The organism is Bacillus sp. AF62, from assembly GCF_050312695.1.
In the GTDB taxonomy this organism is placed as follows: Bacteria; Bacillota; Bacilli; order Bacillales; family Bacillaceae_G; genus Bacillus_A; species Bacillus_A cereus.
Map to the genome: position 1 here is coordinate 101,665 of NZ_JBNPJZ010000041.1, position 24,844 is coordinate 126,508.

Here is a 24,844-nt window from a genome sequence, read left to right on the forward strand (position 1 = left end):
GAGAGAGAAAAATGAGCGAATATTTATCAATTCAACACATTCAAAAACAGTTTGATGCATTTACAGCGTTAAAAGATATTTCTTTTACTGTGAACAAAAATGAGTTTGTTTGTTTATTAGGCCCGAGTGGCTGTGGGAAAACGACGTTGCTTCGCATTTTAGCGGGACTAGAGGAACCAACGACTGGCAGTATAGCTGTGAATGGAAAAGATATTACAGCATTGCCTCCTGGGAAGAGAAACTTCGGAATGGTTTTCCAATCGTATGCTTTATTTCCGAATTTAACAGCACTTGAAAATATTGAATACGGCTTAAAGACAAAAAAATATGGGAAAGCAGAAGTGAAAGAGAAAGCGCTAGATGCGTTAAAACTTGTAGATTTGCTGAATGTAAAAGATAAATATCCTGCTCAAATGTCTGGTGGACAACAGCAGCGAGTAGCACTTGCACGTGCGCTCGCTCTGTCTCCAGATATTTTGTTACTCGATGAGCCGTTATCAGCTTTAGATGCAAAAGTGCGTGAAAAATTACGTAGGGAAATGCGTGATTTGCAAGAGAAAATAGGAATAACGACGATTATGGTAACGCATGATCAAGAAGAGGCATTAACGATGGCTGATAAAATTGTTGTAATGAATCATGCGGAAATTATGCAGATTGGAACACCAGAGGAGATTTATCAAAGACCAGCCAATCCGTTTGTGGCAGATTTTATTGGTTCTATTAATTTCTTTTCGAAAAATAACGAAGAACATGCAATTCGTCCTGAACATGTAACAATTGTACAAAAGGACGGTATTAAAACAGTTGTGGAAAGTATGGAATTTCGCGGATCTGTATATCGGACGGAAGTGCGAGTCGTAGAAGAAAACACACACCTTTATAATGAGAAAATTGTAGTGGATATATTAGCATCAGAAGTAGAAGCAACGGCTATTAGAAAAGGAAAGCCGATTCAAATCTCTTTCTCAGAAAATCATATGTTGTCATATGGAAAGAAGGTCATTGTATAGATGGAGATGTTAGAAAACTATAAGGTAGAAAGTACGAAAAAAAAGATTAAGAGAAGTATAGGGAAAGAGGAATGGATCCAAAGGCTCGTAATTATCGGTATGATTCTTTCCTTCCTTATCATACTTGTATTACCGCTATTACAACTATTTACACAAGCTTTTTATAATAAAGATGGAGTTTTCATTGGTTTAGCGAATTTCAGTAAATATTTCACAACACCAACTTTAGTTCAGTCTTTACAAAATACAGTATGGATTTCGGGCGCAACAACAATTATTTCAGTTGCAATCGCATTCGTTTACGCATATGCAATTGCCCGTACGAATGTTTTTGGAAAGCGCGTATTTCAGTATGTAGCGTTATTACCATTGTTTGCACCAACGATGATGCACGGTATAGCACTTACATATTTATTTGGTAATCAAGGGCTAGTAACGAAAGGAATGTTTGGTTTATTTGAAGGTATACAAATCCCTTTATATGGACCAGTAGGAATTGTAATAGCTGAAGTTATGTATACATTTCCGCAAGCCTTTCTCATATTGCTAATTGCCTTTCAAGGATCTGATTATCGTTTATATGAAGCTTCTAATATGTTAGGAGCCAGTAAAACAAAGCAATTTTTCACGGTTACTTTACCTAGTGTAAAGTACGGATTAATTAGTGCAATGTTTGTTGTGTTTACACTTAGTTTTACTGATTTTGGGGCACCAAAAATTGTTGGTGGGCAATATAATGTGCTTGCTACTGACGTATACAAACAAGTAATTGGACAGCAAAATATGCCGATGGGTGCAACTGTCGGAATGATTTTATTAATCCCAGCTATATTCGCATTTGTAGTTGATCGTATTACGCAAAGAAAGCAGGCGAATTTCTTATCTTCAAAAGCAGTACCATACAGAATAATAGCTAATAAGAAAAGAGATGTAATCTCATTCATATATTGTAGTGTGATTACCCTTATGATCATTCTATTATTTGTTGCAGTTGGTATTGCTGCAAGTGTGAAAGTATGGCCATATAATATGAGTTTTACATTTGAGCATTTTAATTTTTCAAGTTTAACAGGAGATGGACTTGAAGCATTTAAAAATAGCGTAATTGTTTCAGCAGTTACAGCAGTTATTGGGGCGATCTTAACATTTGTATTCGCATATGCAATTGAGAAAATAGACCAGCTACAATTTTTTAGAAAAACAGGTTACTTTTTCTCTATAGTGCCGTTAGCGATACCAGGTTTAGTACTCGGATTAGGATATGTCTTTTTCTTTAGTCAACCAACGATTCAAATTCTTGGACTATCAGTAACGAATCCGTTTCATTCTTTATACGGAACAATCGCTGTATTAGTACTAGTAAATATCATTCATTTTTATTCTGTAACATTTGTCACGGCAACGACTGCCTTAAAGAAATTAGACCGAGAGTTTGAGCTTGTTTCGCAGTCGATGGGTATTCCGTTTTATAAAACATTCTTCCGAGTAACAGTACCAATGTGTTTACCAGCAATTTTAGAAATGGTAATGTACTACTTCGTAAATTCAATGGTAACTGTATCGGCAGTTGTGTTCCTATATGCAGCTGATTTTAAACTAGCTGCCGTATCAATCGTAAATATGGATGATGCAGGAAATGTAGCGCCAGCAGCTGCAATGAGTGTACTTATTGTTGTTACAAATATTGTAGTGAGAGTTGTATATGAATGGGGAACGAAAGCACTTCGTAACCGAACTTCACAATGGCAAAAAAGATAAGTAAGAAGGGTGATGGACAGAATGAAAATTGAAGCAGTTATTTTTGATTGGGCAGGCACGACGGTTGATTACGGATGTTTTGCACCACTAGAAGTATTCATGAAGATTTTTCATAAACGCGGCGTTGAAATTACAGCAGAAGAAGCACGTAAGCCAATGGGATTATTAAAAATAGATCATGTAAGGGCACTAACAGAAATGCCTCGTATTGCGGATGAGTGGAAGCGTGTCTTTGGTCACTTACCAACAGAAGCAGACATTCATGAGATGTATGAAGAGTTTGAAGAAATTCTCTTTTCTATTTTGCCAAGTTATGCTAAGCCGATTGATGGGGTAAAAGAAGTAATCGCTTCTTTACGTGAGAGGGGCATTAAAATCGGTTCAACAACTGGTTATACGAGAGAAATGATGGATATTGTAGCAAAGGAAGCAGCGTTACAAGGATATAAACCTGATTTTCTTGTTACGCCAGATGATGTTCCAGCAGGCCGCCCATACCCATGGATGTGCTATAAAAATGCTATGGAACTTGGTGTGTATCCGATGAACCATATGATAAAAGTAGGGGACACAGTATCAGATATGAAAGAAGGTAGAAATGCTGGAATGTGGACAGTTGGTGTAATTCTTGGAAGTAGTGAGCTCGGTTTAACGGAAGCGGAAGTGGAGAGTATGGATTCGGTAGAGCTTCGTGAAAAAATAGAAATAGTTCGTAATCGGTTTGTTGAAAATGGGGCTCATTTTACGATTGAAACGATGCAGGAGCTCGAAAACGTAATGGAACATATCGAGAAACAAGAACTTATTATTTCATAAAAGGGGTACGGGATCATGAATGAAAATCACTACTTATTATTAACACCAGGACCATTAACGACAACAAAATCCGTAAAAGAAGTTATGCTATACGATTGGTGTACGTGGGATGTTGAATATAATACGATGGTGCAAGAAGTAAGAGCTAAACTTGTATCGTTAGCGACGAAGGAAGAAGAGAAATATACAACAGTGTTAATGCAAGGAAGCGGTACGTTTTCAGTTGAAGCAGTAATTGGTTCTGTTATTCCGGGAAATGGGAAGCTTCTCGTTTGTACAAATGGTGCGTACGGTAAGCGCATTGTACAAATGGCAGAGATGTTACAGATTGATGTAGTGGTCAGCCAAACAGAAGAGTGGGAACCTACTAATATTGTAGAAGTAGAAAAGTTATTGCAAGAAGATAAAGAGATTACGCATATTGCAGTTGTTCATTGTGAAACAACGACAGGCATTATAAATCCAATTGTAGATGTATGTAGATTAGGAAAGCAGTATGGAAAGGTTACAATTGTTGATGCGATGAGTAGTTTCGGCGGGATTGAAATAGACATTGCTGATTTACAAATTGATTTTTTAATTAGTAGTGCGAATAAGTGTATTCAAGGGGTTCCTGGATTCGGATTTGTAATCGCAAAACGTGATGAATTATTGAAGTGTAAAGGGCAAGGACGATCTTTATCTCTTGATTTATATGATCAATGGGAAACGATGGAAAAACAAAATGGGAAATGGCGTTTTACTTCACCTACACATGTTGTACATGCTTTTTATCAAGCACTACTTGAACTAGAAAAAGAGGGTGGAGTAAGAGCGCGTTACAATCGATATTACAACAATCAAAAACTACTAGTGAATAGAATGGGAGAAATCGGATTTAAGCCACTAGTAGATGAGAAATATCAATCTCCTATTATTACATCTTTCATTTATCCAAAAGGGGAGTTCGAGTTTCAACAGTTATATAACGAATTAAAATGCTATGGATTTGTTATTTACCCTGGGAAAATTTCGAAAGTAGATACGTTCCGGATTGGAAATATAGGTGATGTACATGAAGAAGATATTAATCGCTTAGTTGATAGTATTGCTAAAGGAGCTGTTATTGGGTGAAAGTATTTTGTTTAGGGGGAGCAGGTAAAATTTGTCGTGAAGCTATTTTGGATTTAGTTCAATTTTCATCTTTTGAGACGATTACTGTAGCCGATTTTAACGAGGAAGAAGGCCGTAAAGTAGTAGAATGGCTCAACGATTCTCGTGTTGATTTTGTAAAAGTAGATGTAACGAATCACGAGGATACGGTTGCAAAAATGAAAGGTTATGACATTGTATTGGACGGTACGACGATAAAGCTAAACGGATTGTCGACTCGCTGTATTGCAGAAGCAGGCTGCCACGGTGTGAACTTAAATGGATTTGGTGAAGAAAATGAATCGCATGCTATATTTGTTCAAAATGAAAAAACATGTTTGCCTGGGTTTGGCATGACGCCAGGTGTAACGCAAATGATGGCAATGCATGCAGCAAATCAACTGGATACTGTAGAGTCTGTCCGCGTAAGTCACGGTTCGTATCGTCCGATTGCTTTTTCTGCTTCAATTACAGAGACAACGACATATGAATATGATCCACATTTACCATCGCGTACAGTGTATGAAGATGGTGAATTTAAACAAGTACTTCCGTTTGCGCGTCCGAGAGAAATAGAATTGCCAGCGCCTTATGGTAAGGAAACGCAGTATATCATTCCGCATTCTGAAACGATTACGTTAGCAAAGGCACTAGAAAATAAAGGTGTCAAACTGATAGAGACGAGAGGAACTTGGCCAAAGCAAAATATGCAACTTGTACGTGCTTTATATGATTACGGCATATTGCGTAATGATCAGATTGAAATAAACGGGAAAGAAATAGGCATTATGGATTGTATTTCGCAGTATTTATTGCAATCGAAAGAAGGACAAGAAACAGAGCTTTATGGTTATGCACTTCATGTAGAAGTAATAGGTATGAAAAATAATGAGAAGCAAAGACATGTGTTATATCATACACATCCGTTATCTGATGGTTCTGTTGTAGGATGGGAAAAATTAAGAGCGTATACGAGAAACGTCGGTATTCCATTTGGGATTGCCGCAGAGTTAATTGCAAATGGAAATGTAAATAGGGTGGGTGTTGTTACGCCTGAAGAAGCTTTTGAAAATCCACAATTAATTTTTGATGAGCTAGCAAAGCGCGGTATTCATATTCATGAAGAAGTTTCTACTTACAAAGAAAATTATAACTTTGTATAAGTAAGGAAGTTTATGAGGGAGATATAAATGAGGTGAAGCTATGTCTGTAGTAGGAGAAGAAAGAAAGCGAACCATTCTTGAAAAGGTAGAATTTAAAGGGAAAGTAAAGGTTTCAGAATTAGCGAGAGAATTTGCTGTATCAACAGAAACGATTCGTCGTTATTTAGAAGAATTAGATCGTGAAAAGAAGCTGAAAAAAGTGTATGGTGGAGCTGTTCAACTTCCAGGCGCTGGGGTAGAGGCACCGATGTTAGAAAGAGAAATGTTACATATAGAAGAGAAGAAAAGAATTGGTTATAAAGCAGCGACATTTGTAGAAGATGGTGATGTCATTGCAATTGATGATGGAAGTACACCGCTTCAAATGGTTCCATACCTTGTTCATCGTAAAAACTTAACGATTGTAACAAGTTCATTTCCAGTCGCAACACAATTAATTTCTTCTATTAATAAAAAGATGTTTCACGGTGAAGTTTTATTTATAGGTGGAAAAGTATCTCCAAAGCATTCGCGTGTATCAGGGTCTATTTCTCAGCAAGTAATACAGCAATTCCATTTTCATAAAGCGTTCGTTTCGATTGATGGGTTATTACCTAGTTTTGGAGTTTCCAGCTTTGAATTAGAGAAAGCGAAATTGTCAGAGGCGATGATGAAATTAGCTGAGAAGACATATATTTTATGTGATCATACGAAGGTAGGCGTGAAAGGGAATTATCGTATAGCAGCATTTTCACGTATTCAACATGTAATTTGTGATAAAAAAATGCCATATAGTTTTGAAGAAGAATTTATGAAGCATAATATTCAGTGGACAGTTTGTTAAATAATGTGAAAGTACCTAAACTCCCGCCTAATTTTTAGGAGGGAGTTTTATTGTCTGCAAATCGTAAAATAAAAGATTTGCATTTATGCAAAAAGTGGACACATTTTCTCATCTCTTTCATATAATTTACCAATACAAAAAAAGTTGGTCGAAGGAAAGAAGGGAGAACATGTCAGAACGAATATATAATAAACTTGTATTGTACGCGAATATTTTGCAAAAAATTGGTATCATCAATGAGAAGGAAAAAAGTGAAATTCTTCATACGATAGGTAAAAAAGCCCTTTGAATAAAGGGCTTTTTATTTTTTATCTTTAAAAATATAAATTTAATGTAATATTCTCATTGACAATGATAATGAGATTCATTATCATTTATTTGTGGGTAATTGATAAGGGTTATCAATTATAAAAATTATATATGATAGGGGATATTATTTTGAAAAAAAATTATATGAAGGCGCTAGTAGTAGCGACAACATTAGCGATTCCATTTGCTACGTATTCTACTCCAGCATTAGCGGCATTAAAAGTTGAAGCAAATCAATCGGTAGCAGCAGCGAGTGATCGCACGTATGATACTGAAATTAAAATATATAAGGACCAAAAAGACGAGCCATCTATGGTTTCTCAATATATAAAAGATCCTAAAGTAACGATTGCAACTGGCAAAAAAATTGTCACTGTAACAATGCAAGATAGCGATTATTTTCAATATCTTAGAATAGAAGATAGAAACCAGCCTGGTGTATTTCATGATGTGAAGGTTTTATCAGAAGATAAGAGGAAGAACGGAACGAAAGTAGTCCAATTTGAAATTGGCGAGTTTGAGAAGAAGCACAATATGCAAATGCATATACTTATTCCAGCTATTGGATATGATCACAAATATCAAGTTCAATTTGAAATTAAAGATCCAACTGTAGGTAACAAAGAAACAGAGAAACCAGATGATAACTCTAATTCAGGCAATACGGAAACGGATACTCCAGTTGATAATCAAAATATGATAACAGATAACAAATTAAGAGAACTTGTGAATAAAAAAGTATTTAATAGAAAAGATTTAAATACACCAATTACGAAAGAAGAGTTATTACAAGTAAAGGATTTATTTTTAAATACAAATGAGATACTTGATTATAGTGCATTAAAATATATGCCAAATTTAAAATCTTTAACAGTTGCGAATGCGAAGATAAAAGACCCGTCGTTCTTTGCGAACTTAAAGCAATTAAATCATTTAGCTTTGCGTGGTAATGAATTTGCAGATGTAACGCCACTTGTTAAGATGGATAATTTAGAATCTCTTGATTTAAGTAATAATAAAATTACAAACGTTGCACCACTAACTGAAATGAAAAATGTAAAAAGTTTATATCTATCAGGCAACCAAATAGAAGATGTAACAGCATTAGCGAAAATGGAACAACTAGATTACTTGAATTTAGCAAATAATAAAATTACGAACGTTGCTCCATTAAGCGCTTTGAAAAATGTAACATACTTAACTTTAGCAGGTAATCAAATTGAAGATATTAAAGCGTTATATTCATTACCTTTAACAGATTTAGTATTAACACGTAATAAAGTTAAAGATTTATCCGGCATTGAGCAAATGAAGCAATTAGAAGAATTGTGGATCGGGAAAAATGAAATAAAAGATGTTACTCCTCTAAGTAAGATGACACAGTTAAAACAATTACACTTACCTAACAATGAGTTAAAGGATATTACGCCATTATCAAGTCTAGTAAACTTACAAAAGCTTGATTTAGAAGCGAATTATATTTCAGACTTATCACCAGTGAGCAATTTGAAAAAATTAGTATTTCTAAGTTTTGTTGCAAATGAAATCCGTGATGTCCGACCAGTTATAGAACTAAGTAAGACGGCTTATATTAATGTCCAAAATCAAAAAGTATTTTTAGAGGAAACAGAAGTAAATAAAGAAGTAAAAGTACCTATATATGAAAAAGATGGTGAGGTTTCTACGAAAATCCGTCTGAAGAGCGATAACGGTACGTATAGTAATGGTGTAGTGAAATGGAGTACACCAGGTGAGAAAGTATATGAATTTGGTGTGAAAGATCCATTCGCGGATACAGGAATCTTCTTTACAGGATCTGTTATTCAAAATGTAGTAGAAAGTAAAGACGGTAATACATCTAAAGAAGATGAGAAAACAGAAGTGGTAGAGTTTAAAGATGTGCCAAAAGGACATTGGTCAGAAGAAGCAATTAATTACTTAGCGAAAGAAAAGTTATTTATAGGCTATGGAAATGGTGAATTTGGATTTGGGGATAACATTACTCGTGGACAAGTAGCACTTCTAATACAAAGGTACTTAAAATTAGAAAATAATCTAAAACCAAAAACGACCTTTACAGATACGAAAGGAAATATGTATGAAACGGCTATTGATGCAGTAGTTCAAGCTGGGATTATGACAGGGTATGGAAATGATACATTCCGTCCAGATGGAGTATTAACTCGATATGAAATGTCAGTAGTACTACAAAGAGTATTTCAGTTAAAAGAAAATGAAAATAGTGCAGAGAACTTTAAAGATATACCAAATGGCCATTGGGCGAAAGGATATGTGAAAGCTTTAGTAGATAATAAAATATCAAAAGGTGACGGGGAAGGGAACTTTTTAGGAGATAATTTCGTAACACGTGAACAATACGCACAGTTTTTATATAATGCAATAAAGAAATAAAGTGAAACTTTAATCAGTGGGGGTCTTACTGCCCGGTAAATAGCGGGATAAAAAATGAGGAAAATACGCTATTCTTTAATTAAAGAATAGCGTATTTTTTTATGTGCAAAATGAAATAGGAAATAGATAGGAGTATAGACATATGAATAGCCTATTTTAAAGAAGAACCACGAAACTATATTGACAAAAAAGCGTTCTCATGTGATAATTCAATTAAATTTTTAGAATAATCAAAAAAATTCCTTTTACATAGAAAGGATTCGAACCTTATATGAATATTATGCCGGGGGTGACGAAATGTTATTTTTTCTGAAGAGATGGAATGAATTAAAAGATGTGAAATCTGAATTGGCACTTCGTGATTGGTTTTATGGCACCAAAATTAGTTTATCGCTATGTACGTCAAAAGAGCCGTTAACATTCTTAGTAAATGTTGAGGGAAGAGATAAAGGGCTATTTTCGGAAGAAGATTTTATTGTCGTAAATTGCATGTGCGAGTCAGTATTTGAAAATGAAGAAAAACCAGCTGCAGAGTCATTTATGCATGCAGATATTTATAAAAAAAGTAGTGCAGGATGTATTTTACAAGTGCAGACTGTAGATAGTCATTTAATATCAGAGTTATATGGAGAAGAAGGAGAAGTAACGTTCGATAAACGCAGTGTGGAGCGTGTTTTCGGAAAAGAAGGTATAACAGAAATGACAATTCCAATTGTAGAAGATGAAAAAAAATTCGCTGATTTATTAGAAAGTAATGTTCCGAATTTCATTGAAGGTGGAGGAGTAGTTCTTGTTCATAATTACGGCATGATTGTGTGGGGGAAAACGCCAGAAGAATCGAAAAAATGGCTAGAGGGTATAGAATATTTAATGAACTATCATGTAAAGTTATTAATGATTAAGGGCGCAAGGAGCTCTGTTATATAAAAATGTATGTGATATGGATACAAGTTAATAAATAAATGAAAGCGTTTTAAAAATAATTTCACTCATAAAATATAGGTCTCCTTATTATATATAGATTACATGTTGACATGTAAGGAGGAACATATTTTGCGAGTTAAATATCATTTTCTGCCAAAGCAGCAAGTAACATTTTGCAAAATAAATGATTCTGGTGAAGAGGCACTGCAAATGATGAACGAAACGGGATTTCGAGCCATCCCGGTATTAGCAGAAGATGAGAAGAAATTCATGGGGATTATTTATAAAGTAGATTTATTAGAAAAAAAATGCAATAGCGGATTAGATCATGTAAGTGCAGGAGATATGCTTGACAATTCCAATGCATTTATTTTTGAAAAGGATTCCTTCTTCAGAGCCTTTTATGTAATTCGTCGGCTTCCGTTTTTAGCCGTGCTAAATGATTATAATGAATTTGTCGGTATGTTAACGCATTCGAATATATTTGATGTTATTGAAGATTCATTTGGTATGCGAACAGGTGGTTATATATTAACAATTGCAACACAAGATTGTAAGGGGACGATTAAAGAGCTTGGGACATTGTTAAAAGCATATAATATCGGTGGTTTGTTTACACTCGATAACGGTGATCAATATATCCGTCGGGTTATTGTAAATATATCAGATGAGTTAGATGAAACAAGATTAAAGCAATTAATCGGAAAAATAGAGAAAAAAGGATTCAGAGTGAGTCATGTAGATTATATTTAAGTTAAAAAGAAAAGTACCTATCTGTTATATACAGATAGGTACTTTTTTGTCCCGTTATTTGTGGGCGGTAAGATCCCCACCTCAAAATTCAGTGAAAGCAATGGGGGCTTCCCGTAAAAGCCCGATTGGTGAGGGCTGGTTATATGTGAGTAATGAACTTTATTTTGAAACAGGAGGCGGGGATAATGCTAGATCAGATAAAAAAATAAAGTCTGCATGCTCACGAATTTTAGGGATAGAAGTTTCAATAACGCGTGATGTAATTTCACCTGGGGGGCCCACATGCCCGATAGCTACCATAATGGGTTTTTCTTGAATTTTTTTGATGAGTAATTGGGCTTGTTTTGAAATATGTCCTGCTGTATACACATCATCAAAAAATAGTTGGTTTTCAATAATAGGAACTCCTAATTCTTTTCCGATTTTTGGGACGACACTCTTAGGATTCGTTTTACTATCTAAGTAAAATAAACCGTGTTTTTTACAAGCAGCAAGTATAAGGCGAACAATTCTTTCATCCGCTGTTACTTTTGACCCCATATGATTGTTCATTCCAATTGCATGCGGAACTTCTTGAATCGCTTGTTCAAGTCGGTTGTTTATTTCTTCATCGCTTAAATCGGTTGTAATGGCTTTCGGCCCAAGCCATTCTTTTTTACCTTTAATAGGTTCCATTGGCATATGTATAATAACTTCATGGCCTTTCTTATGGGCAGCTATTGCATCTTCTTTTGTGGAAGGAAGAAAAGGCATAACAGCAACAGTTAGTGGAATTGGAAGTGACAACATTTGATTAGTCCCCTTCATATTATTGCCGAAATCATCAATGACAATAGCAACTTTATTCGTATGAGCAGTTGCTTGAATAGGAAATAAGAAGGACGGTAAAAACAAAACAATGATGAATAATGCAATCGTATATTTTCGCATATAAATATTTCCTTTCTCTTGTTATCCCGCTATTTGTGGGTAGTAAGACTCCCACCTCAACATTGGGCTGGATAGGTGGGAGATTCACTGCCAATAAACGCCCGATTGGTGAATGCTAATAATCAGTGGGGCTGAACAAAAAACACTGATGAAAGTTTCACTTTATCAATCATCATTATGTTTTGCTTTTTTATATAAATTAAACAAAAAATGTCGAAGAAAAGTAGGTGGAAAATTAAGAATCCCCGGTTTACGTAGAATTTGTAAAAAAAGAAGATGAAAAAAATGTCTATTATTGCGAATGTATTTACAAAGATAGAATAATTTGTAATAATTCTCAAAGTGAGGGTAAAGATTTGTAAATTACAGGGAGAAAATGTTAAATTTTCTGATTCTTCAAATTTGCATATGATTAAGTAGTTAAAAAAGTCAATGGAGAAGTGAACTTGAGAGCATGGAAGTATAATAAGGGGGATATGGATGTTTACTGTAAAAAGGAAGTACACATTAGAAAAGCTTTCACGTGATATTCATATGAAACGTGAAGAAATGATTCAACTAGGATTAACAAGTGGGCTAAATAGTAAGGAGACAATTCAAGTTAGTCAAGAATTGGACAAGCTTATTTTACAATATCAGTGTTATAAAGAAAAACAAACACCGAAATGGTTTTCAATTATAAAAATACCTATTTTCCAAATCGGGTATGAAGGAAAATCAAATAATTTTTGGCGAATGCTTGTCGCTGGTTTTATGAAATAAGTATAATTACCCTTATAGGATAAGGATAATTATACTATGTGTAACGGAATTTCGATATGAACTGTCGTTCCTTCGTTTTCTGTACTGTCAATAAAAATATGCCCATTATACATCTCTACAATTCGTTTACATATGACAAGTCCAAGACCTGTTCCAGTATCTTTATTAGTAAAGAACGGATGAAAGAGGTGTTTTTGAATATGTTGTGGAATCCCTTTCCCAGTATCTATAATCTGCAATTGTGCGTGTGTTTCATTGTTTTTTACTACAATGGTTAGTGTATCACTAGAAGTCATAGCCTCAATTGCATTTTTTGTAATGTTTAAAACCACTTGTTTCATATGGTCTTTCGAACAACGGATATGAACAGGATGGTCTGGCAAATGTAAATGGAATACAATGTTATGTAAATTCGCCTCAGATTGAATAATTAATGCTACCTCATTTAGAATTGTTCTTACATCATATGTTTGTTCGATGATGGCGGTTGGCTTTCCGAGAATAAGAAATTCACTTACAATTTCATTGATTCGCTCTATTTCTTGTTCAATTACGGAAAAGTAGAACTGATCTTGTTCATCTTTATATTTCTCTTTTAATAGAGCGACGAGTCCTTTAATTCCAGTAAGAGGATTACGGATTTCGTGTGCTGTACTTGCTGCAAAAGTTCCAACTAATTCTATTTTCTGTAGTTCGTTTTGTTGTCTTTCAAGTTTTGTTTGACGTTTTAACAACATATATTGAGCAAGTAAAAATAAAACAGACATTAAAAATAAAGTAGCGATACACTCTATTGCAACCCACTGGTATAAGGTTTTCTGATGAATAGGTAATGGAGAAACAGAGACCTTCCAATTTAATCTTTGGAGTGGGGTAGTAAGCATATTAGAATGCGTATCACTTGTGTCGTTATTATCATCGGTTAGAAAAACTACATCATGTTTATCAGTTACCTCAAAATGGTATTGTGGTTTAATGGCATTTAAAGAAGATGAAATGTAATCAAAGCGTAAACTAGCTAATAATAATCCTGAGAGCTCTTTCTGTTTATTGAATATGGGGGTAGCAATCATAATAGCTTTATGTCCAAGAACGCGATCAGTAATGACTGATGATACAGTGGTTTTTTTAGTTTGTAGCACGTCTTGAATATATTTACGGTCTGAAACATCTATAGGCTTTGATTCATCTTCAGATGCGATTGTAATGACCCCTTCTGGTGTAGCGTAATATAAACCAGAAAAGCGTGCATCGTTCCCATCTGTATCATGTACAATTTGTTTAATGCCGTTTATATTACCAGTCTCGGTGCCTACAACTTTTGCAAGCATGTCTAAAGCAGAAATTGCTTCACCAAGATGATGATCTAAATAATCTCTATATAAAAAGAGAACTGTATGAGCGGATAATTTATTTTCCTGTTTCATTTTATATGTATGATACGAATAAAATGTAGCACCAATCCCTATTGTCGGTAGGATAACAAGCAATATATATATAATTATGCTTTGGAATTTGACTTTCAAATGTGGTACTCCTTCTTTTTTTATTATCATTATATATAAACTATGTTAAAATTGTCATGTTTTTATTCAAGAATGATTCTTAATATATTAGGGGAGAGGAAATGGATGAGTGAATGCTCATTCGGAATTCACATGAAGTATGAAGTGGCATTTTCTTTTTATTGGTGAGAATTTAAGTGAAGGGTTGAAAGTTGTATGACATCAAATAATGAACGAGAAGATATTTCTCAATCTTTAAAAGTATTTATTGCATTATCTCGTGTACATCGTTCTGTTATGGATACTACAAATAAATCTATACAAAGTAACGGGTTAAATCCAACTGAATTTGCTGTATTAGAACTGCTATATCATAAAGGCGGTCAACCACTCCAGCAAATTGGTGAGCGCATTTTAATAGCCAGTGGCAGCATTACATATGTTGTAGATAAGCTGGAGAAAAAGGGATTAGTAAAGAGAATCCCATGTCCGAATGACAGACGTGTTATTTACGCGCAATTAACTGAGTCTGGCGAGAACTTTATTGCTTCTATTTTTCCGGGGCATGAGAAAGTTATACATCAGTCTTTTGAAATGTTAACGAAAGATGAAAAAGATGAATTACTTGATCTATTAAAAAAAATTGGGAAGTATGAAAAATAATAATATGTTCCAAAGGAGCTTTGGATAAATAAATCCAGGGCTTTTTTATTTGCAATGAACTTAGAGTAGTCACTGCCGAATTTTGTTGAAAATTAAGAGGGAATTCGAGAATACGTATTGAATTATAATAAAGGTATGTAATGGAGAGGAGGCTCGTTCATGTCATTTAAAGACTATGAATATAAACGCCCAAATATTGAAGAGTTAAAAGAGAAATTTACTGTTGCTTTAGAGAAGTTTGATAACGCAAAAACTGTAGAAGAACAAAAACAAGTCATTCATTCAATTAATGAAATTCGCAACGATTTTGGTACAATGGGAAACCTTTGTTACATTCGCCATTCTGTTGATACGACGGATACTTTTTATAAGGAGGAGCAGGATTTCTTTGATGAATTCTCTCCAGTTGTACAAGGATATGGTACAAAATATTATAAGGCACTTATTAATTCTCCATTTCGTGAAGAATTAGAGGCGTATTATGGAAAACAATTATTTGCTCTAGCAGAATGTGATTTAAAAACATATTCAGATGAAGTCGTGAAAGATTTACAATTAGAAAATAAATTATCGTCGCAATATACACAGTTATTAGCATCCGCAAAAATTGACTTTGCTGGAGAAGAAAGAACGTTATCGCAATTGATTCCGTTTATGCAAGGAAAAGAAAGAAGCGAACGTAAAGCAGCAAGTGAAGCATACTACGGATTTTTAGCTGGAAATGAGGAAGAACTAGATCGTATTTATGATGAGCTTGTTAAAGTGAGAACGAAAATCGCAAAATCTTTAGGTTTTAAAACCTTTGTTGAACTTGGATATGCAAGAATGTACCGTACAGATTATAATGCGGAGATGGTGGCTAATTACCGTCAGCAAGTGCTGGATTATATCGTTCCCGTTACAACGGAATTAAGAAAGCGACAACAAGCACGTATCGGTGTAGAGAAGTTAGCTTATTACGACGAAAACTTTGAGTTTGCTACAGGTAACCCAACTCCAAAAGGAGATGCGGATTGGATTGTTGATCATGGAAAGACCATGTATAAAGAGTTATCGGCTGAAACAGATGAATTTTTCAATTTCATGCTAGATAACGATTTATTAGATTTAGTTGCGAAAAAAGGAAAAGCTGGTGGCGGATATTGTACATATATTGAGAATTATAAAGCGCCATTTATTTTCTCAAACTTCAATGGAACATCTGGTGACATTGATGTATTAACACATGAAGCAGGTCATGCTTTCCAAGTATATGAAAGTCGTAAATTTGAAATTCCAGAATATAATTGGCCAACATATGAGGCATGTGAAATCCACTCTATGAGTATGGAATTCTTTACATGGCCATGGATGAAGCTATTCTTTGAAGAAGATGCAGATAAATACTACTTCTCTCACTTAAGTTCAGCACTTCTGTTTTTACCTTATGGTGTATCTGTTGATGAATATCAACATTATGTATATGAAAATCCTGAAGCATCACCTGAAGAGCGTAAGACAGCATGGCGTAACATAGAGAAGAAATATTTACCGCATCGTGATTATGAGGATAATGATTATTTAGAGCGCGGTGGTTTTTGGCAACGTCAAGGGCATATTTATAGCTCACCTTTCTATTATATTGATTACACGCTTGCTCAAATTTGTGCGCTACAATTTTGGAAACGTGCAAGAGATAATAGACAAGAGGCATGGGAAGATTATGTGAATCTGTGCCAACAAGGTGGAAGTAAATCGTTCTTAGAATTAGTAGAAATTGCAAATTTAACATCACCATTTGCTGAAGGCTGTGTGAAAAGTGTTATTACAGAAATTGAAGCATGGTTACATGCGATTGACGACACAAAATTGTAAAAAACATGCGCTTTTTTTCACATGTTTAACATCGACATAATGGGAAAATGATGAGATAATAAAAGAAAATTCAGAATACTAAAGAGGTGTTTCTAATAAGGAGCACCTCTTTTCACCAACAAAAAGGGGGGAAAGAAGTATGCTTCAATCTAATATGGATGTGAGTTTAGAAAGTTTAGTAAGCTCATTACAGTCTACTCGAAGCACGCTATTATCAGAAATTGAAATGTTAAATGATACAGAAGTGAATGTAAAGCCACGCCGTGATAAATGGAGTATTATTCAAATTTTACACCACTTGCATTTAGTTGAACAATCTGTCACGTCTGCCCTTGTATATGCTTTACAAAAAAATGAAAGAAACATGACTCCATTTAAAGACCTCCAACTTACGCTTGATCGCACACATAAACGAGAAGCTCCTCAGCAAATGCAACCAACAGAAACTTTAATGAAAAAACAGCAAGGAATTCAATTACTAGAACATTCACGACAAGAACTATTACATGCGCTTCATAGTGTTATAGATGAAAAAGATCTATTTGAAAATGGATTAAAGCATCCTGTTTTTAATGATCTGAATTTGTATCAATGGGTTCAATTTCTTGATTTGCATGAACAAAGACATCTTACGCAATTAAAAGAGGCGAAACATGCAATTTTGCAGCGCTAAAGTGGAAGAAGTGGGAAACCACTTCTTTTTTTGATACGTGCATAGTTTTCTTTCTTATTTTGGAATACTACATGGAGAAAGAAAAGAAGGAGTTGAAAAAATATGTCTAAGAAGAAGCGAGAAGAAGAGCGCGCCTGGAAAGCGCGTAAAGAAAATCAACAACCGCACGGAAAAGTGAAAGCTTTTGCTGAATTAGTTGAAGGAACAGAAAAAACGTGATGATTATTTCATCACGTTTTTTGTATGAGTGGAAAAGTTAATAAAAAGGTTGTACCGATTCCTTTTTCACTTATAATATCAATTTTTCCATTCATAGCTTGAACAACACTGAATACGACCATCATTCCAAGTCCAGTGCCTTTTTCTTTCGTTGAATAGAAAGGCGAGCCAAGACGTTTTACTTGTTCTGAATCCATACCGACTCCTGTATCTTTTATATATAACTGAATATGCTTATGATCAGGAACTAATGTGAAATAAAGATCACCGCCTTTTGGCATAGCCTCAATGCAATTTTTTAAAATATTTAATAAACATTGATTTAGTTTTTGCTTTTCTCCAGCGATAAAAAAAGAAGTGCTTTGCTTTATATAATGAGTACGTACATTTGTTAAATTAGCAAGCGGTGTAATTAACGACAATGCATGTAGTAATTCTTCTTCTAACTGTAATGTTTGTTCTTTTTCAATGCTTGGTTTAGCAAAGGTTAAATAATCTGTAAGAACATGATTTGCTTGTTCAATGCCGTTAATGGCAATGTCGATATATAATTTTCGTTCCTGCTCAGTGCATGTATCTGATTGTAACAGTTGTAAAAACCCTTTTGTTGAAGTTAATGGATTGCGAATTTCATGAGAGATAGACGCTGCCATTTCACCAATTAAATGAAATTTTTCAGCATTTATAAGTTCGTTTTGGAGACGAACTTGAGTTTGTAATATGTGTAGTAAATATAAAATTAGAATCGTACCAAGCATTGAACATAACTCATACACAATAATATGCGGTATATAATCAGTCTTATTTGTAACCTTTGAAAGGAAGAAGGGTATCCAACTAAATCCGTATGTGAGACTGTAGATAATAGCAAGTGTTATTTTTATACGATTAGAAGTTCGATTGAAAAATTTATATGTTAATAGTAGAACAATAAATAGAAGAACAGAACCGATAAGAGATGGGAAAACACCGATCCCACCTAATAATAAGCGATATATGTTTAATACAACTAAGATAGAACCACCAGCAATAGGCCCTCCCGTTAATGTACCGACAATTAATACAATATGGCGCATATCAAATTGAAAACCATTATTTGTTTTTGCTGCAAATGTAATACAGAGTACGGTAGCGAGGCAACAGAGTACAATGAATATAGCTGAATTTAATTTAGGAGAGCGTTTCCCTTTTTGATTCCAAAATAAATGATATACGAGCATTGTAATCAGGATGAATAATATATTTAAAAAGAGATAAATAATAAAGGATTTCAGTGGGATGCCTCCTCTCTTCTTATATTAAATTAATCATACTATAAAATGAAAGAAATGAAATGATAAATAGCGGAAAAATCAGAAATTTTTACGCTAGTATACAATATGTTACAATAAGCTGTGTCAATGAAAGAAGAAATTCCGTGCACCGCGCGGGAGAGGTTCGCGAACTCCCTCTATAAAAAACTATGGAAACAACAATATCCTTAGGTATTGTTTTGTTTTTTTATTGTGACAGTTCAAGAACGTTCTTTCTTCTTATTTATAGTAGAGAAGGAGAATGAGTGAAATGAAAAAAGAAAAAGCAGTTGTTGTTTTTAGTGGAGGACAAGATAGTACGACATGTTTATTTTGGGCAATAGAGCAGTTTGCAGAGGTAGAAGCTGTAACATTTAATTACAATCAACGTCATAAGCTAGAAATTGATTGTGCAGCGGAAATTGCAAAAGAGCTAGGAATAAAGCATACGGTACTAGATATGAGTCTATTAAATCAACTTGCTCCAAATGCGTTAACGAGAACGGATATGGAGATTACACATGAAGAAGGTGAATTGCCATCGACATTTGTAGATGGACGAAATTTACTCTTCCTATCATTTGCTGCTGTATTAGCAAAACAAGTTGGAGCACGTCATATTGTAACAGGTGTATGTGAAACTGATTTCAGTGGTTATCCAGACTGCCGTGACGTGTTTGTGAAATCGTTAAACGTTACTTTAAATTTATCTATGGATTACCCGTTTGTCATTCACACGCCACTTATGTGGATTGATAAAGCTGAAACATGGAAATTATCAGATGAACTTGGAGCATTTGAGTTTGTTCGGGAAAAAACATTAACATGTTATAACGGAATCATTGGTGATGGTTGCGGTGAATGTCCAGCATGTCAACTTCGTAAAGCAGGATTAGATACGTACCTACAGGAACGCGAAGGAGCGAACAACTAATGGATAACTTTTTTGGATTTCGCATCGTAGAGAATTTGCAAAAAATGGACAAGGATATTCAGCGTAAACAACTCAAATACCATAATAAAAGAGTAATGGTCAGCAAGGAATTTACATTTGATGCAGCACACCATTTACACTGTTATGAAGGGAAATGTAAAAACTTACATGGTCACACATATAAAGTTGTATTTGGAATTAGTGGATATGTAAATGAAATAGGTCTTGCAATTGACTTTGGAGATATAAAAGAAATTTGGAAGAATGAAATCGAAATTTATTTAGATCATCGTTATTTAAACGAAACGTTACCTGCAATGAATACGACTGCTGAAAATATGGTCGTTTGGATTTATGAAAAGATGGCAGAAGCACTAACAAAAGAGAATCGAGTGAACGAATATAAAGGAGCTCGCGTTGAATTTGTTCGTCTATTTGAGACGCCGACTAGTTATGCGGAAGTAAGACGGGAGTGGATGCTTGATGAGTAAAATCCCTGTCTTAGAAATATTCGGTCCGACTATTCAAGGTGAAGGAATGGTTGTAGGGCAAAAGACAATGTTTATCCGTACAGCTGGTTGTGATTATAGCTGTGCTTGGTGTGATTCTGCTTTTACGTGGGATGGATCAGCTAAAGATCAAATTAGACAGATGACACCAGAAGATATTTGGGATGAGCTTGTTGCAATTGGAGGAGAAAATTTTTCTCATGTTACGATTTCAGGTGGAAATCCGGCATTACTGAAAAATATTGAGTTTCTTCTTTCAATATTAAAAGAAAATGGAATGCGAACGGCAATTGAAACGCAAGGGAGTAAATGGCAAGATTGGTTACTTCAAATTGATGAGGTAACAATTTCTCCAAAACCACCAAGTTCGACGATGAAAACAGATTTTCAGAAGTTAGATGCTATTATTCAGAAACTAGCAGGAAAAGATATTAGTTTAAAAGTAGTAGTATTCGATGATCATGATTTTGAATATGCAGTTAAGATGCACGAACGTTATCCAGGTGTACCATTTTTCCTGCAAGTAGGAAACGATGATACAAAAACAGTGGATGATGCGATGCTTATTAAAAAATTATTAGATAAGTATGAGTGGCTGATTGATAAAGCTGTAAATTGTAAAGAGATGAATGATGCAAAAGTATTGCCTCAGCTTCATGCGTTAGTATGGGGAAATAAACGCGGCGTATAACGAGAAGGGATGTTTAAAATGACTGGAAGATTAGATGAAGATTTAAAAGATGTAACATTATTAGGAAATCAAAATACAAAATATTTATTTGAATATAGCCCAGAAATATTAGAGGTATTTGATAATAATCATCCAAACCGTGATTATTTTGTAAAATTCAATTGTCCTGAATTTACAAGTTTATGTCCGAAAACAGGACAACCAGATTTTGCAACAATTTATATTAGCTATATTCCAGAGCAAAAAATGGTAGAGAGTAAATCTTTAAAGTTGTATTTATTTAGTTTCCGCAATCATGGTGATTTCCACGAAGATTGCATGAACGTTATTATGAACGATTTAATTAAATTAATGGATCCACGTTACATTGAGGTATGGGGGAAATTCACACCACGTGGTGGCATTTCAATTGATCCATACTGCAACTACGGTCGCCCAGGGACGAAGTATGAACAAATGGCTGACTACCGCATGATGAACCACGATCTATATCCGGAAACAATTGATAATCGTTAATAGAAAGAAAGGGCCTGTATACTATACAGGCCCTTTCTTTCTATTATATTATGCATTTTGATTAATGACAGTATAGTTTTTATGACTTACAACTGTAAGAGGTTCCATATCTAGTTCTCTAAAATTCTTCATAATTGTTATATCAACAATAACAGAGTTTTGATTTACTTTTTGAACACGGCCTTGCATTCCACCTTTAAATTCGATGATATCTCCAGTTTCTGCGATCTGCATAAGCAACTCTCCTTGTTACAGTTTTCCCAAAAAAAGAATAAATTTGGGTTTTTTTTATTTCCTCCTATTTTGAACCATATTTCCTACTTTGTAAATGTTTCCAAAGTAAAAATTCGAAAAATATTCACTTTTTGTAAGAAAATATGTAGAAAATCCATGTTATTTGAAAAAAATAGCAAAAATGCGGGAATCTTTATATCGAGGTATAATGAAAAAGTAGAATAACCTGCTGAAGTGGGAGAAATTAGAGGCGGTAAAATGATGTTTGAATTTGTGGGGAGTGTTATAGCTTTAATTTTATTTTTATTTTCTTATATGCATTTAAAAAAGATTCGTCAATATGATACGAGTACATATTTTGATGGGATGGATGGTATCCATGCTTCGATAACGCATGATAGTGGTGGGGAGATGTAAAGGTATATGACTTTCTTTTCTTGCGTGGTATGATGTTTAGAACTAGTGCATAATAGAGTTCGTAAGTGATGAATGGAGAGTGAAAAGTGAAAAGAATGAAGATTTCTTTTATTCGTCATGGTTGTTTAGGTCGTATAAGAGAACCGATGACAATTAATTCATTTCACGAATGGATGAAACAGTATGATTCCGAGTCAATGATACAAAAAGCTAAAATGCCGATAGAAACAATAGAGGCAATTGAAGCAGCAAAATTTGTCTTAACAAGTGATCAAAGGCGTGCTGTACAATCAGCAGCTGAATTAACGGATTCTTTATCTTTTATGCAAAACTCTCTTTTTAGAGAAGCTGAAGTTCCTTCATACTTTTTTGCTCCGAAGTGGTTGAAATGCACAATTAAGGTATGGATGTTCATTGGGCGCACATTATGGATACTTGGCTACCATAAAGATGTTGAGTCTTATAAGGAAGTAAGAGAGAGGGCAAGGCAAGCGGCTTACCTGTTACATCGTTATGCTCTCGTACATGGAAGTATTGCTCTTGTAGGTCATAATTATTTTAATTCGATGATTGGAACGGAGCTGAGGGCAATGGGATGGTCTGGTTCTCCTATTTTGCATAGAAAGCCATGGGGATGTACAACATATACGTTTCACGAGGCGATGGATGGAAATATATTAAATACGAATTTAACATAAAAGCACACGATTTATATAAATCGTGTGCTTTCTTTTTAAGATATAGAAATTTTGACGTTTAATGGTTTTACGAGATGAGCATAAGGTTCGCCTACTAGCATAACAATTTCATCTTTTTTATAACCTAACTTTTCGTATAGTGAATAGGCGCGTGTGTTTTCTAAATTAACAAGTAAAGCGATTTTTTCATGCCCTTTTTCAGTTGCATAGATTTCGGCAGCTTCAATTAATTTAGAACCAATACCTTTTCCACCGTGTGCACTTGAAACTGATAATGTATCAATGTAATACTCATCAAGCTCAGCTTCTTTTTCTAACGTAATCGATTCATCTTTATGTAATTCTCTTAAGTGATGTACAATTGGTGCGTCAAGCTGTGTTGCTTCACTACCGTGATAAGCGACAATAATTCCAACTGCACTCTCGTCTTGTTCATAAATAAAACAGTTTTCGTAGCTCAGACGGTTATTTTCTTTTGAGAACCATGTCTCAAGTCCTAGTAATACTTCTGCTTCAACTGTGCTACCTGTGATTTTTTCAGCAATTTCATGCAGAGCATTATACAATAAAGGAGCTATTGCCATTGCATCTGTCTTTTTTGCTTTCCGAATCATAGTATCCCTCCTAGTTCTATTTGTATATTGTAGCATAGTGGTATGGAACTTTGCATAATTGAATGCCGAAATGTTTGATATAGAGAAGTAGCTATGTTAGTATATGATATTTAGTGGACATATAGTAAAACGATATTGTTTGCGAAATAACGAAAATAAAATCATGGCATAACAACAAGATAAAGTGAAATGTTAATCAGTAAGATTTTTTGTTCATTCCACGACTGATTAGTAGTCAACACCAATCGGACTACCCGCAAATAGCGGGATAATTTTACAGTTGTTGACCTATAGAATATACGATAGAATAAAATATTGCAGAGAGGTGAAATACATGGATAAAGAATTAGCAAATACAATTTTAGATCAGCTGAAAAATGGTGAAATAACGGAGTATGTTGTTACGAAAGATGTATTTTATACGTTCAGAGAAGTTGTTGTAAATAGAGAAGACTTTAAGCATTTCATTGGTAACGCACAGCGAGGCGGGCAAGTGATTTATACATATTCAGAAACGCCACGTTCATAAAGGGGAATTTTGATCAGCAGGGCATCCCTCACTGATTAGTAACCTTCACCAACTGGACGTTTAATGTGGGATAAATAAAAGATAAAGGAGAGGGGAATTATGGGCGATTTTAAACAAGGCATTTTACCACATTGGGATTATATGTGGAAAGATAGAGCCGGCAATAGATTTATGGGAATGGTTATGTATCCAGAGAAACGAAAATGTTCAGCAAAAATGCTTCAGAAAATAAAAAGAGCATATGAAGAAGCGATAGAAATTAAAGTAACTGTACAAGTTCAACATACATATCAGTATGTAGAAGGAATGATTGTATACTTTGATGAAGAGGCTCCTGTATGTACAATGCTTGATAAAGATGAAAATCCACATCACATATTTGTAAAAGATATTTTGCGTATTGAGCACTCTGAATAAACTTTTCATAAATAAATTGAAGTTCCATAATAATAATCTTTTTCTATAATAGTTATCTTTTAGTATGTAACGAGAGCCGAAAGTATATGTATAATATATTTAATAAGGTAAATTTGATAAATGTAATCGTTTTTTAGAGCAGATTATCGTTTTATATCTGTTCTTTTTTGCGTGATGCTGGAGAAATATATTTCTTCAGCATCTACCGTTTTATGACAAAATATATTGTTAACTTTTTTAAAAATAAGGTTAAATTCGTTGACAACTTTTTTGAAAAGCACTTTA

At 34.4% G+C, this 24,844-nt stretch carries 27 protein-coding genes and 1 riboswitch; of the genes, 22 read left to right on the forward strand and 5 right to left on the reverse strand.

The genetic code is table 11. The features are described from left to right. Positions 1-11: 11 nt before the first annotated feature. The 9 genes from ACQRBL_RS06395 (at position 12) to cbpA (ending at position 11,102) form a co-directional block, all read left to right on the forward strand. Positions 12-1,013 carry a putative 2-aminoethylphosphonate ABC transporter ATP-binding protein gene (locus ACQRBL_RS06395; protein WP_000006196.1) on the forward strand — a complete coding sequence of 334 codons (1,002 nt, stop codon included), beginning with the start codon at positions 12-14 and terminating at the stop codon, positions 1,011-1,013. Next, positions 1,014-2,771, forward strand: coding sequence for a putative 2-aminoethylphosphonate ABC transporter permease subunit (locus ACQRBL_RS06400; RefSeq protein ID WP_000425530.1), 1,758 nt, complete (start codon positions 1,014-1,016; stop codon positions 2,769-2,771). Between the two features lie 21 nt (positions 2,772-2,792). Continuing rightward, positions 2,793-3,587, forward strand: a complete 795-nt coding sequence (gene phnX / locus ACQRBL_RS06405; protein ID WP_000687382.1) for a phosphonoacetaldehyde hydrolase — start codon at positions 2,793-2,795, stop codon at positions 3,585-3,587. Between the two features lie 15 nt (positions 3,588-3,602). Then, positions 3,603-4,700 (forward strand): 2-aminoethylphosphonate--pyruvate transaminase, encoded by a 1,098-nt coding sequence (phnW, locus tag ACQRBL_RS06410; protein ID WP_001004785.1) that lies wholly within the window; start codon positions 3,603-3,605, stop codon positions 4,698-4,700. Then, complete coding sequence (locus tag ACQRBL_RS06415; RefSeq protein WP_000862169.1) at positions 4,697-5,881, forward strand: saccharopine dehydrogenase family protein; 1,185 nt, start codon at positions 4,697-4,699, stop codon at positions 5,879-5,881. Before phnW ends, ACQRBL_RS06415 begins: the two co-directional genes overlap by 4 nt. Positions 5,882-5,921: 40 nt before the next feature. Continuing rightward, the gene (locus ACQRBL_RS06420) at positions 5,922-6,704 is read left to right on the forward strand and encodes a DeoR/GlpR family DNA-binding transcription regulator (RefSeq protein ID WP_411995801.1); all 783 of its coding nucleotides are present in this window, start codon (positions 5,922-5,924) and stop codon (positions 6,702-6,704) included. A gap of 420 nt (positions 6,705-7,124) precedes the next feature. Next, complete coding sequence (locus ACQRBL_RS06425) at positions 7,125-9,425, forward strand: NEAT domain-containing leucine-rich repeat protein (RefSeq protein ID WP_097920407.1); 2,301 nt, start codon at positions 7,125-7,127, stop codon at positions 9,423-9,425. Between the two features lie 297 nt (positions 9,426-9,722). Beyond that, the gene (locus tag ACQRBL_RS06430; RefSeq protein WP_000896010.1) at positions 9,723-10,352 is read left to right on the forward strand and encodes a class II aldolase/adducin family protein; all 630 of its coding nucleotides are present in this window, start codon (positions 9,723-9,725) and stop codon (positions 10,350-10,352) included. 126 nt (positions 10,353-10,478) lie between these two features. After that, entirely contained in the window at positions 10,479-11,102 is a 624-nt protein-coding gene (gene cbpA / locus ACQRBL_RS06435; RefSeq protein ID WP_001264203.1) for a cyclic di-AMP binding protein CbpA, read from the forward strand. A 159-nt stretch (positions 11,103-11,261) separates the two neighbouring features. On the opposite strand, the gene ACQRBL_RS06440 is transcribed toward cbpA, so the two are convergent. After that, positions 11,262-12,032, reverse strand: a complete 771-nt coding sequence (locus ACQRBL_RS06440) for a divergent polysaccharide deacetylase family protein (protein WP_001234111.1) — start codon at positions 12,030-12,032, stop codon at positions 11,262-11,264. Between the two features lie 480 nt (positions 12,033-12,512). Here ACQRBL_RS06440 and ACQRBL_RS06445 point away from each other — a divergent pair, with 480 nt between their 5' ends. Next, entirely contained in the window at positions 12,513-12,794 is a 282-nt protein-coding gene (locus ACQRBL_RS06445; protein ID WP_000495527.1) for an aspartyl-phosphate phosphatase Spo0E family protein, read from the forward strand. Positions 12,795-12,823: 29 nt separating this feature from the next. Here the strand turns inward: ACQRBL_RS06445 and ACQRBL_RS06450 are convergent, their stop codons facing one another. After that, positions 12,824-14,320, reverse strand: coding sequence for a DUF3149 domain-containing protein (locus tag ACQRBL_RS06450; protein WP_000865057.1), 1,497 nt, complete (start codon positions 14,318-14,320; stop codon positions 12,824-12,826). A 195-nt stretch (positions 14,321-14,515) separates the two neighbouring features. Between ACQRBL_RS06450 and ACQRBL_RS06455 the strand changes: the two genes are divergently transcribed. From ACQRBL_RS06455 to ACQRBL_RS06470, 4 genes are all read left to right on the forward strand, one after another. Next, the gene (locus ACQRBL_RS06455) at positions 14,516-14,962 is read left to right on the forward strand and encodes a MarR family winged helix-turn-helix transcriptional regulator (RefSeq protein WP_000203336.1); all 447 of its coding nucleotides are present in this window, start codon (positions 14,516-14,518) and stop codon (positions 14,960-14,962) included. 159 nt (positions 14,963-15,121) lie between these two features. After that, positions 15,122-16,816, forward strand: coding sequence for a M3 family oligoendopeptidase (locus ACQRBL_RS06460; protein WP_000008581.1), 1,695 nt, complete (start codon positions 15,122-15,124; stop codon positions 16,814-16,816). A gap of 139 nt (positions 16,817-16,955) precedes the next feature. Continuing rightward, positions 16,956-17,489, forward strand: coding sequence for a DinB family protein (locus tag ACQRBL_RS06465; protein ID WP_000941977.1), 534 nt, complete (start codon positions 16,956-16,958; stop codon positions 17,487-17,489). A gap of 102 nt (positions 17,490-17,591) precedes the next feature. Then, complete coding sequence (locus ACQRBL_RS06470) at positions 17,592-17,708, forward strand: DUF6254 family protein (RefSeq protein WP_000038355.1); 117 nt, start codon at positions 17,592-17,594, stop codon at positions 17,706-17,708. 11 nt (positions 17,709-17,719) lie between these two features. Here ACQRBL_RS06470 and kinB read toward each other — a convergent pair whose 3' ends face one another. Further along, positions 17,720-18,928, reverse strand: coding sequence for a sporulation sensor histidine kinase KinB (gene kinB / locus ACQRBL_RS06475; RefSeq protein ID WP_000964151.1), 1,209 nt, complete (start codon positions 18,926-18,928; stop codon positions 17,720-17,722). 206 nt (positions 18,929-19,134) lie between these two features. Continuing rightward, a riboswitch (PreQ1 riboswitch) is annotated at positions 19,135-19,178 on the forward strand. 93 nt (positions 19,179-19,271) lie between these two features. Between kinB and queC the strand changes: the two genes are divergently transcribed. From queC to queF, 4 genes are read left to right on the forward strand one after another with little or no spacing between them, the layout of a single operon-like run. Then, the gene (queC, locus tag ACQRBL_RS06480; RefSeq protein WP_000711595.1) at positions 19,272-19,934 is read left to right on the forward strand and encodes a 7-cyano-7-deazaguanine synthase QueC; all 663 of its coding nucleotides are present in this window, start codon (positions 19,272-19,274) and stop codon (positions 19,932-19,934) included. Beyond that, positions 19,934-20,425 carry a 6-carboxytetrahydropterin synthase QueD gene (gene queD, locus ACQRBL_RS06485; protein WP_000368414.1) on the forward strand — a complete coding sequence of 164 codons (492 nt, stop codon included), beginning with the start codon at positions 19,934-19,936 and terminating at the stop codon, positions 20,423-20,425. Before queC ends, queD begins: the two co-directional genes overlap by 1 nt. Then, complete coding sequence (gene queE / locus ACQRBL_RS06490; RefSeq protein ID WP_000036299.1) at positions 20,418-21,134, forward strand: 7-carboxy-7-deazaguanine synthase QueE; 717 nt, start codon at positions 20,418-20,420, stop codon at positions 21,132-21,134. Before queD ends, queE begins: the two co-directional genes overlap by 8 nt. 18 nt (positions 21,135-21,152) lie before the next feature. After that, entirely contained in the window at positions 21,153-21,650 is a 498-nt protein-coding gene (gene queF, locus ACQRBL_RS06495; RefSeq protein WP_001986050.1) for a preQ(1) synthase, read from the forward strand. Between the two features lie 48 nt (positions 21,651-21,698). Here the strand turns inward: queF and ACQRBL_RS06500 are convergent, their stop codons facing one another. Beyond that, a complete protein-coding gene (locus ACQRBL_RS06500; protein ID WP_001165082.1) occupies positions 21,699-21,884 on the reverse strand; it encodes a YkvS family protein in 186 nt (61 codons plus the stop codon). Positions 21,885-22,145: 261 nt separating this feature from the next. Here ACQRBL_RS06500 and ACQRBL_RS06505 point away from each other — a divergent pair, with 261 nt between their 5' ends. Together ACQRBL_RS06505 and ACQRBL_RS06510 are read left to right on the forward strand one after the other, a co-directional pair. Next, complete coding sequence (locus ACQRBL_RS06505) at positions 22,146-22,301, forward strand: hypothetical protein (RefSeq protein ID WP_000461432.1); 156 nt, start codon at positions 22,146-22,148, stop codon at positions 22,299-22,301. A gap of 95 nt (positions 22,302-22,396) precedes the next feature. Further along, a complete protein-coding gene (locus tag ACQRBL_RS06510; protein WP_000703093.1) occupies positions 22,397-22,999 on the forward strand; it encodes a hypothetical protein in 603 nt (200 codons plus the stop codon). Positions 23,000-23,034: 35 nt separating this feature from the next. On the opposite strand, the gene ACQRBL_RS06515 is transcribed toward ACQRBL_RS06510, so the two are convergent. Further along, positions 23,035-23,613, reverse strand: a complete 579-nt coding sequence (locus tag ACQRBL_RS06515) for a GNAT family N-acetyltransferase (RefSeq protein ID WP_000619547.1) — start codon at positions 23,611-23,613, stop codon at positions 23,035-23,037. A gap of 334 nt (positions 23,614-23,947) precedes the next feature. Here ACQRBL_RS06515 and ACQRBL_RS06520 point away from each other — a divergent pair, with 334 nt between their 5' ends. Next, complete coding sequence (locus ACQRBL_RS06520) at positions 23,948-24,142, forward strand: hypothetical protein (RefSeq protein WP_000356686.1); 195 nt, start codon at positions 23,948-23,950, stop codon at positions 24,140-24,142. Positions 24,143-24,241: 99 nt separating this feature from the next. Further along, positions 24,242-24,559, forward strand: coding sequence for a hypothetical protein (locus tag ACQRBL_RS06525; protein WP_000502199.1), 318 nt, complete (start codon positions 24,242-24,244; stop codon positions 24,557-24,559). Positions 24,560-24,844 lie beyond the last annotated feature (285 nt).

Coding starts and splice junctions, on each gene's coding strand:
- ACQRBL_RS06465 (WP_000941977.1), top strand. CDS start 16,956: ATGCTTCAATCTAATATGGATGTGAGTTTAGAAAGTTTAGTAAGCTCA.
- queF (WP_001986050.1), top strand. CDS start 21,153: ATGACTGGAAGATTAGATGAAGATTTAAAAGATGTAACATTATTAGGA.
- ACQRBL_RS06455 (WP_000203336.1), top strand. CDS start 14,516: ATGACATCAAATAATGAACGAGAAGATATTTCTCAATCTTTAAAAGTA.
- kinB (WP_000964151.1), bottom strand. CDS start 18,928: ATGCTCGTATATCATTTATTTTGGAATCAAAAAGGGAAACGCTCTCCT.
- ACQRBL_RS06470 (WP_000038355.1), top strand. CDS start 17,592: ATGTCTAAGAAGAAGCGAGAAGAAGAGCGCGCCTGGAAAGCGCGTAAA.
- ACQRBL_RS06440 (WP_001234111.1), bottom strand. CDS start 12,032: ATGCGAAAATATACGATTGCATTATTCATCATTGTTTTGTTTTTACCG.
- queC (WP_000711595.1), top strand. CDS start 19,272: ATGAAAAAAGAAAAAGCAGTTGTTGTTTTTAGTGGAGGACAAGATAGT.
- ACQRBL_RS06445 (WP_000495527.1), top strand. CDS start 12,513: ATGTTTACTGTAAAAAGGAAGTACACATTAGAAAAGCTTTCACGTGAT.
- ACQRBL_RS06420 (WP_411995801.1), top strand. CDS start 5,922: ATGTCTGTAGTAGGAGAAGAAAGAAAGCGAACCATTCTTGAAAAGGTA.
- ACQRBL_RS06520 (WP_000356686.1), top strand. CDS start 23,948: ATGGATAAAGAATTAGCAAATACAATTTTAGATCAGCTGAAAAATGGT.
- ACQRBL_RS06500 (WP_001165082.1), bottom strand. CDS start 21,884: ATGCAGATCGCAGAAACTGGAGATATCATCGAATTTAAAGGTGGAATG.
- ACQRBL_RS06505 (WP_000461432.1), top strand. CDS start 22,146: ATGTTTGAATTTGTGGGGAGTGTTATAGCTTTAATTTTATTTTTATTT.
- queD (WP_000368414.1), top strand. CDS start 19,934: ATGGATAACTTTTTTGGATTTCGCATCGTAGAGAATTTGCAAAAAATG.
- ACQRBL_RS06395 (WP_000006196.1), top strand. CDS start 12: ATGAGCGAATATTTATCAATTCAACACATTCAAAAACAGTTTGATGCA.
- ACQRBL_RS06400 (WP_000425530.1), top strand. CDS start 1,014: ATGGAGATGTTAGAAAACTATAAGGTAGAAAGTACGAAAAAAAAGATT.
- phnW (WP_001004785.1), top strand. CDS start 3,603: ATGAATGAAAATCACTACTTATTATTAACACCAGGACCATTAACGACA.
- ACQRBL_RS06425 (WP_097920407.1), top strand. CDS start 7,125: ATGATAGGGGATATTATTTTGAAAAAAAATTATATGAAGGCGCTAGTA.
- queE (WP_000036299.1), top strand. CDS start 20,418: ATGAGTAAAATCCCTGTCTTAGAAATATTCGGTCCGACTATTCAAGGT.
- ACQRBL_RS06430 (WP_000896010.1), top strand. CDS start 9,723: ATGTTATTTTTTCTGAAGAGATGGAATGAATTAAAAGATGTGAAATCT.
- ACQRBL_RS06510 (WP_000703093.1), top strand. CDS start 22,397: ATGAAGATTTCTTTTATTCGTCATGGTTGTTTAGGTCGTATAAGAGAA.
- ACQRBL_RS06515 (WP_000619547.1), bottom strand. CDS start 23,613: ATGATTCGGAAAGCAAAAAAGACAGATGCAATGGCAATAGCTCCTTTA.
- ACQRBL_RS06460 (WP_000008581.1), top strand. CDS start 15,122: ATGTCATTTAAAGACTATGAATATAAACGCCCAAATATTGAAGAGTTA.
- phnX (WP_000687382.1), top strand. CDS start 2,793: ATGAAAATTGAAGCAGTTATTTTTGATTGGGCAGGCACGACGGTTGAT.
- ACQRBL_RS06525 (WP_000502199.1), top strand. CDS start 24,242: ATGGGCGATTTTAAACAAGGCATTTTACCACATTGGGATTATATGTGG.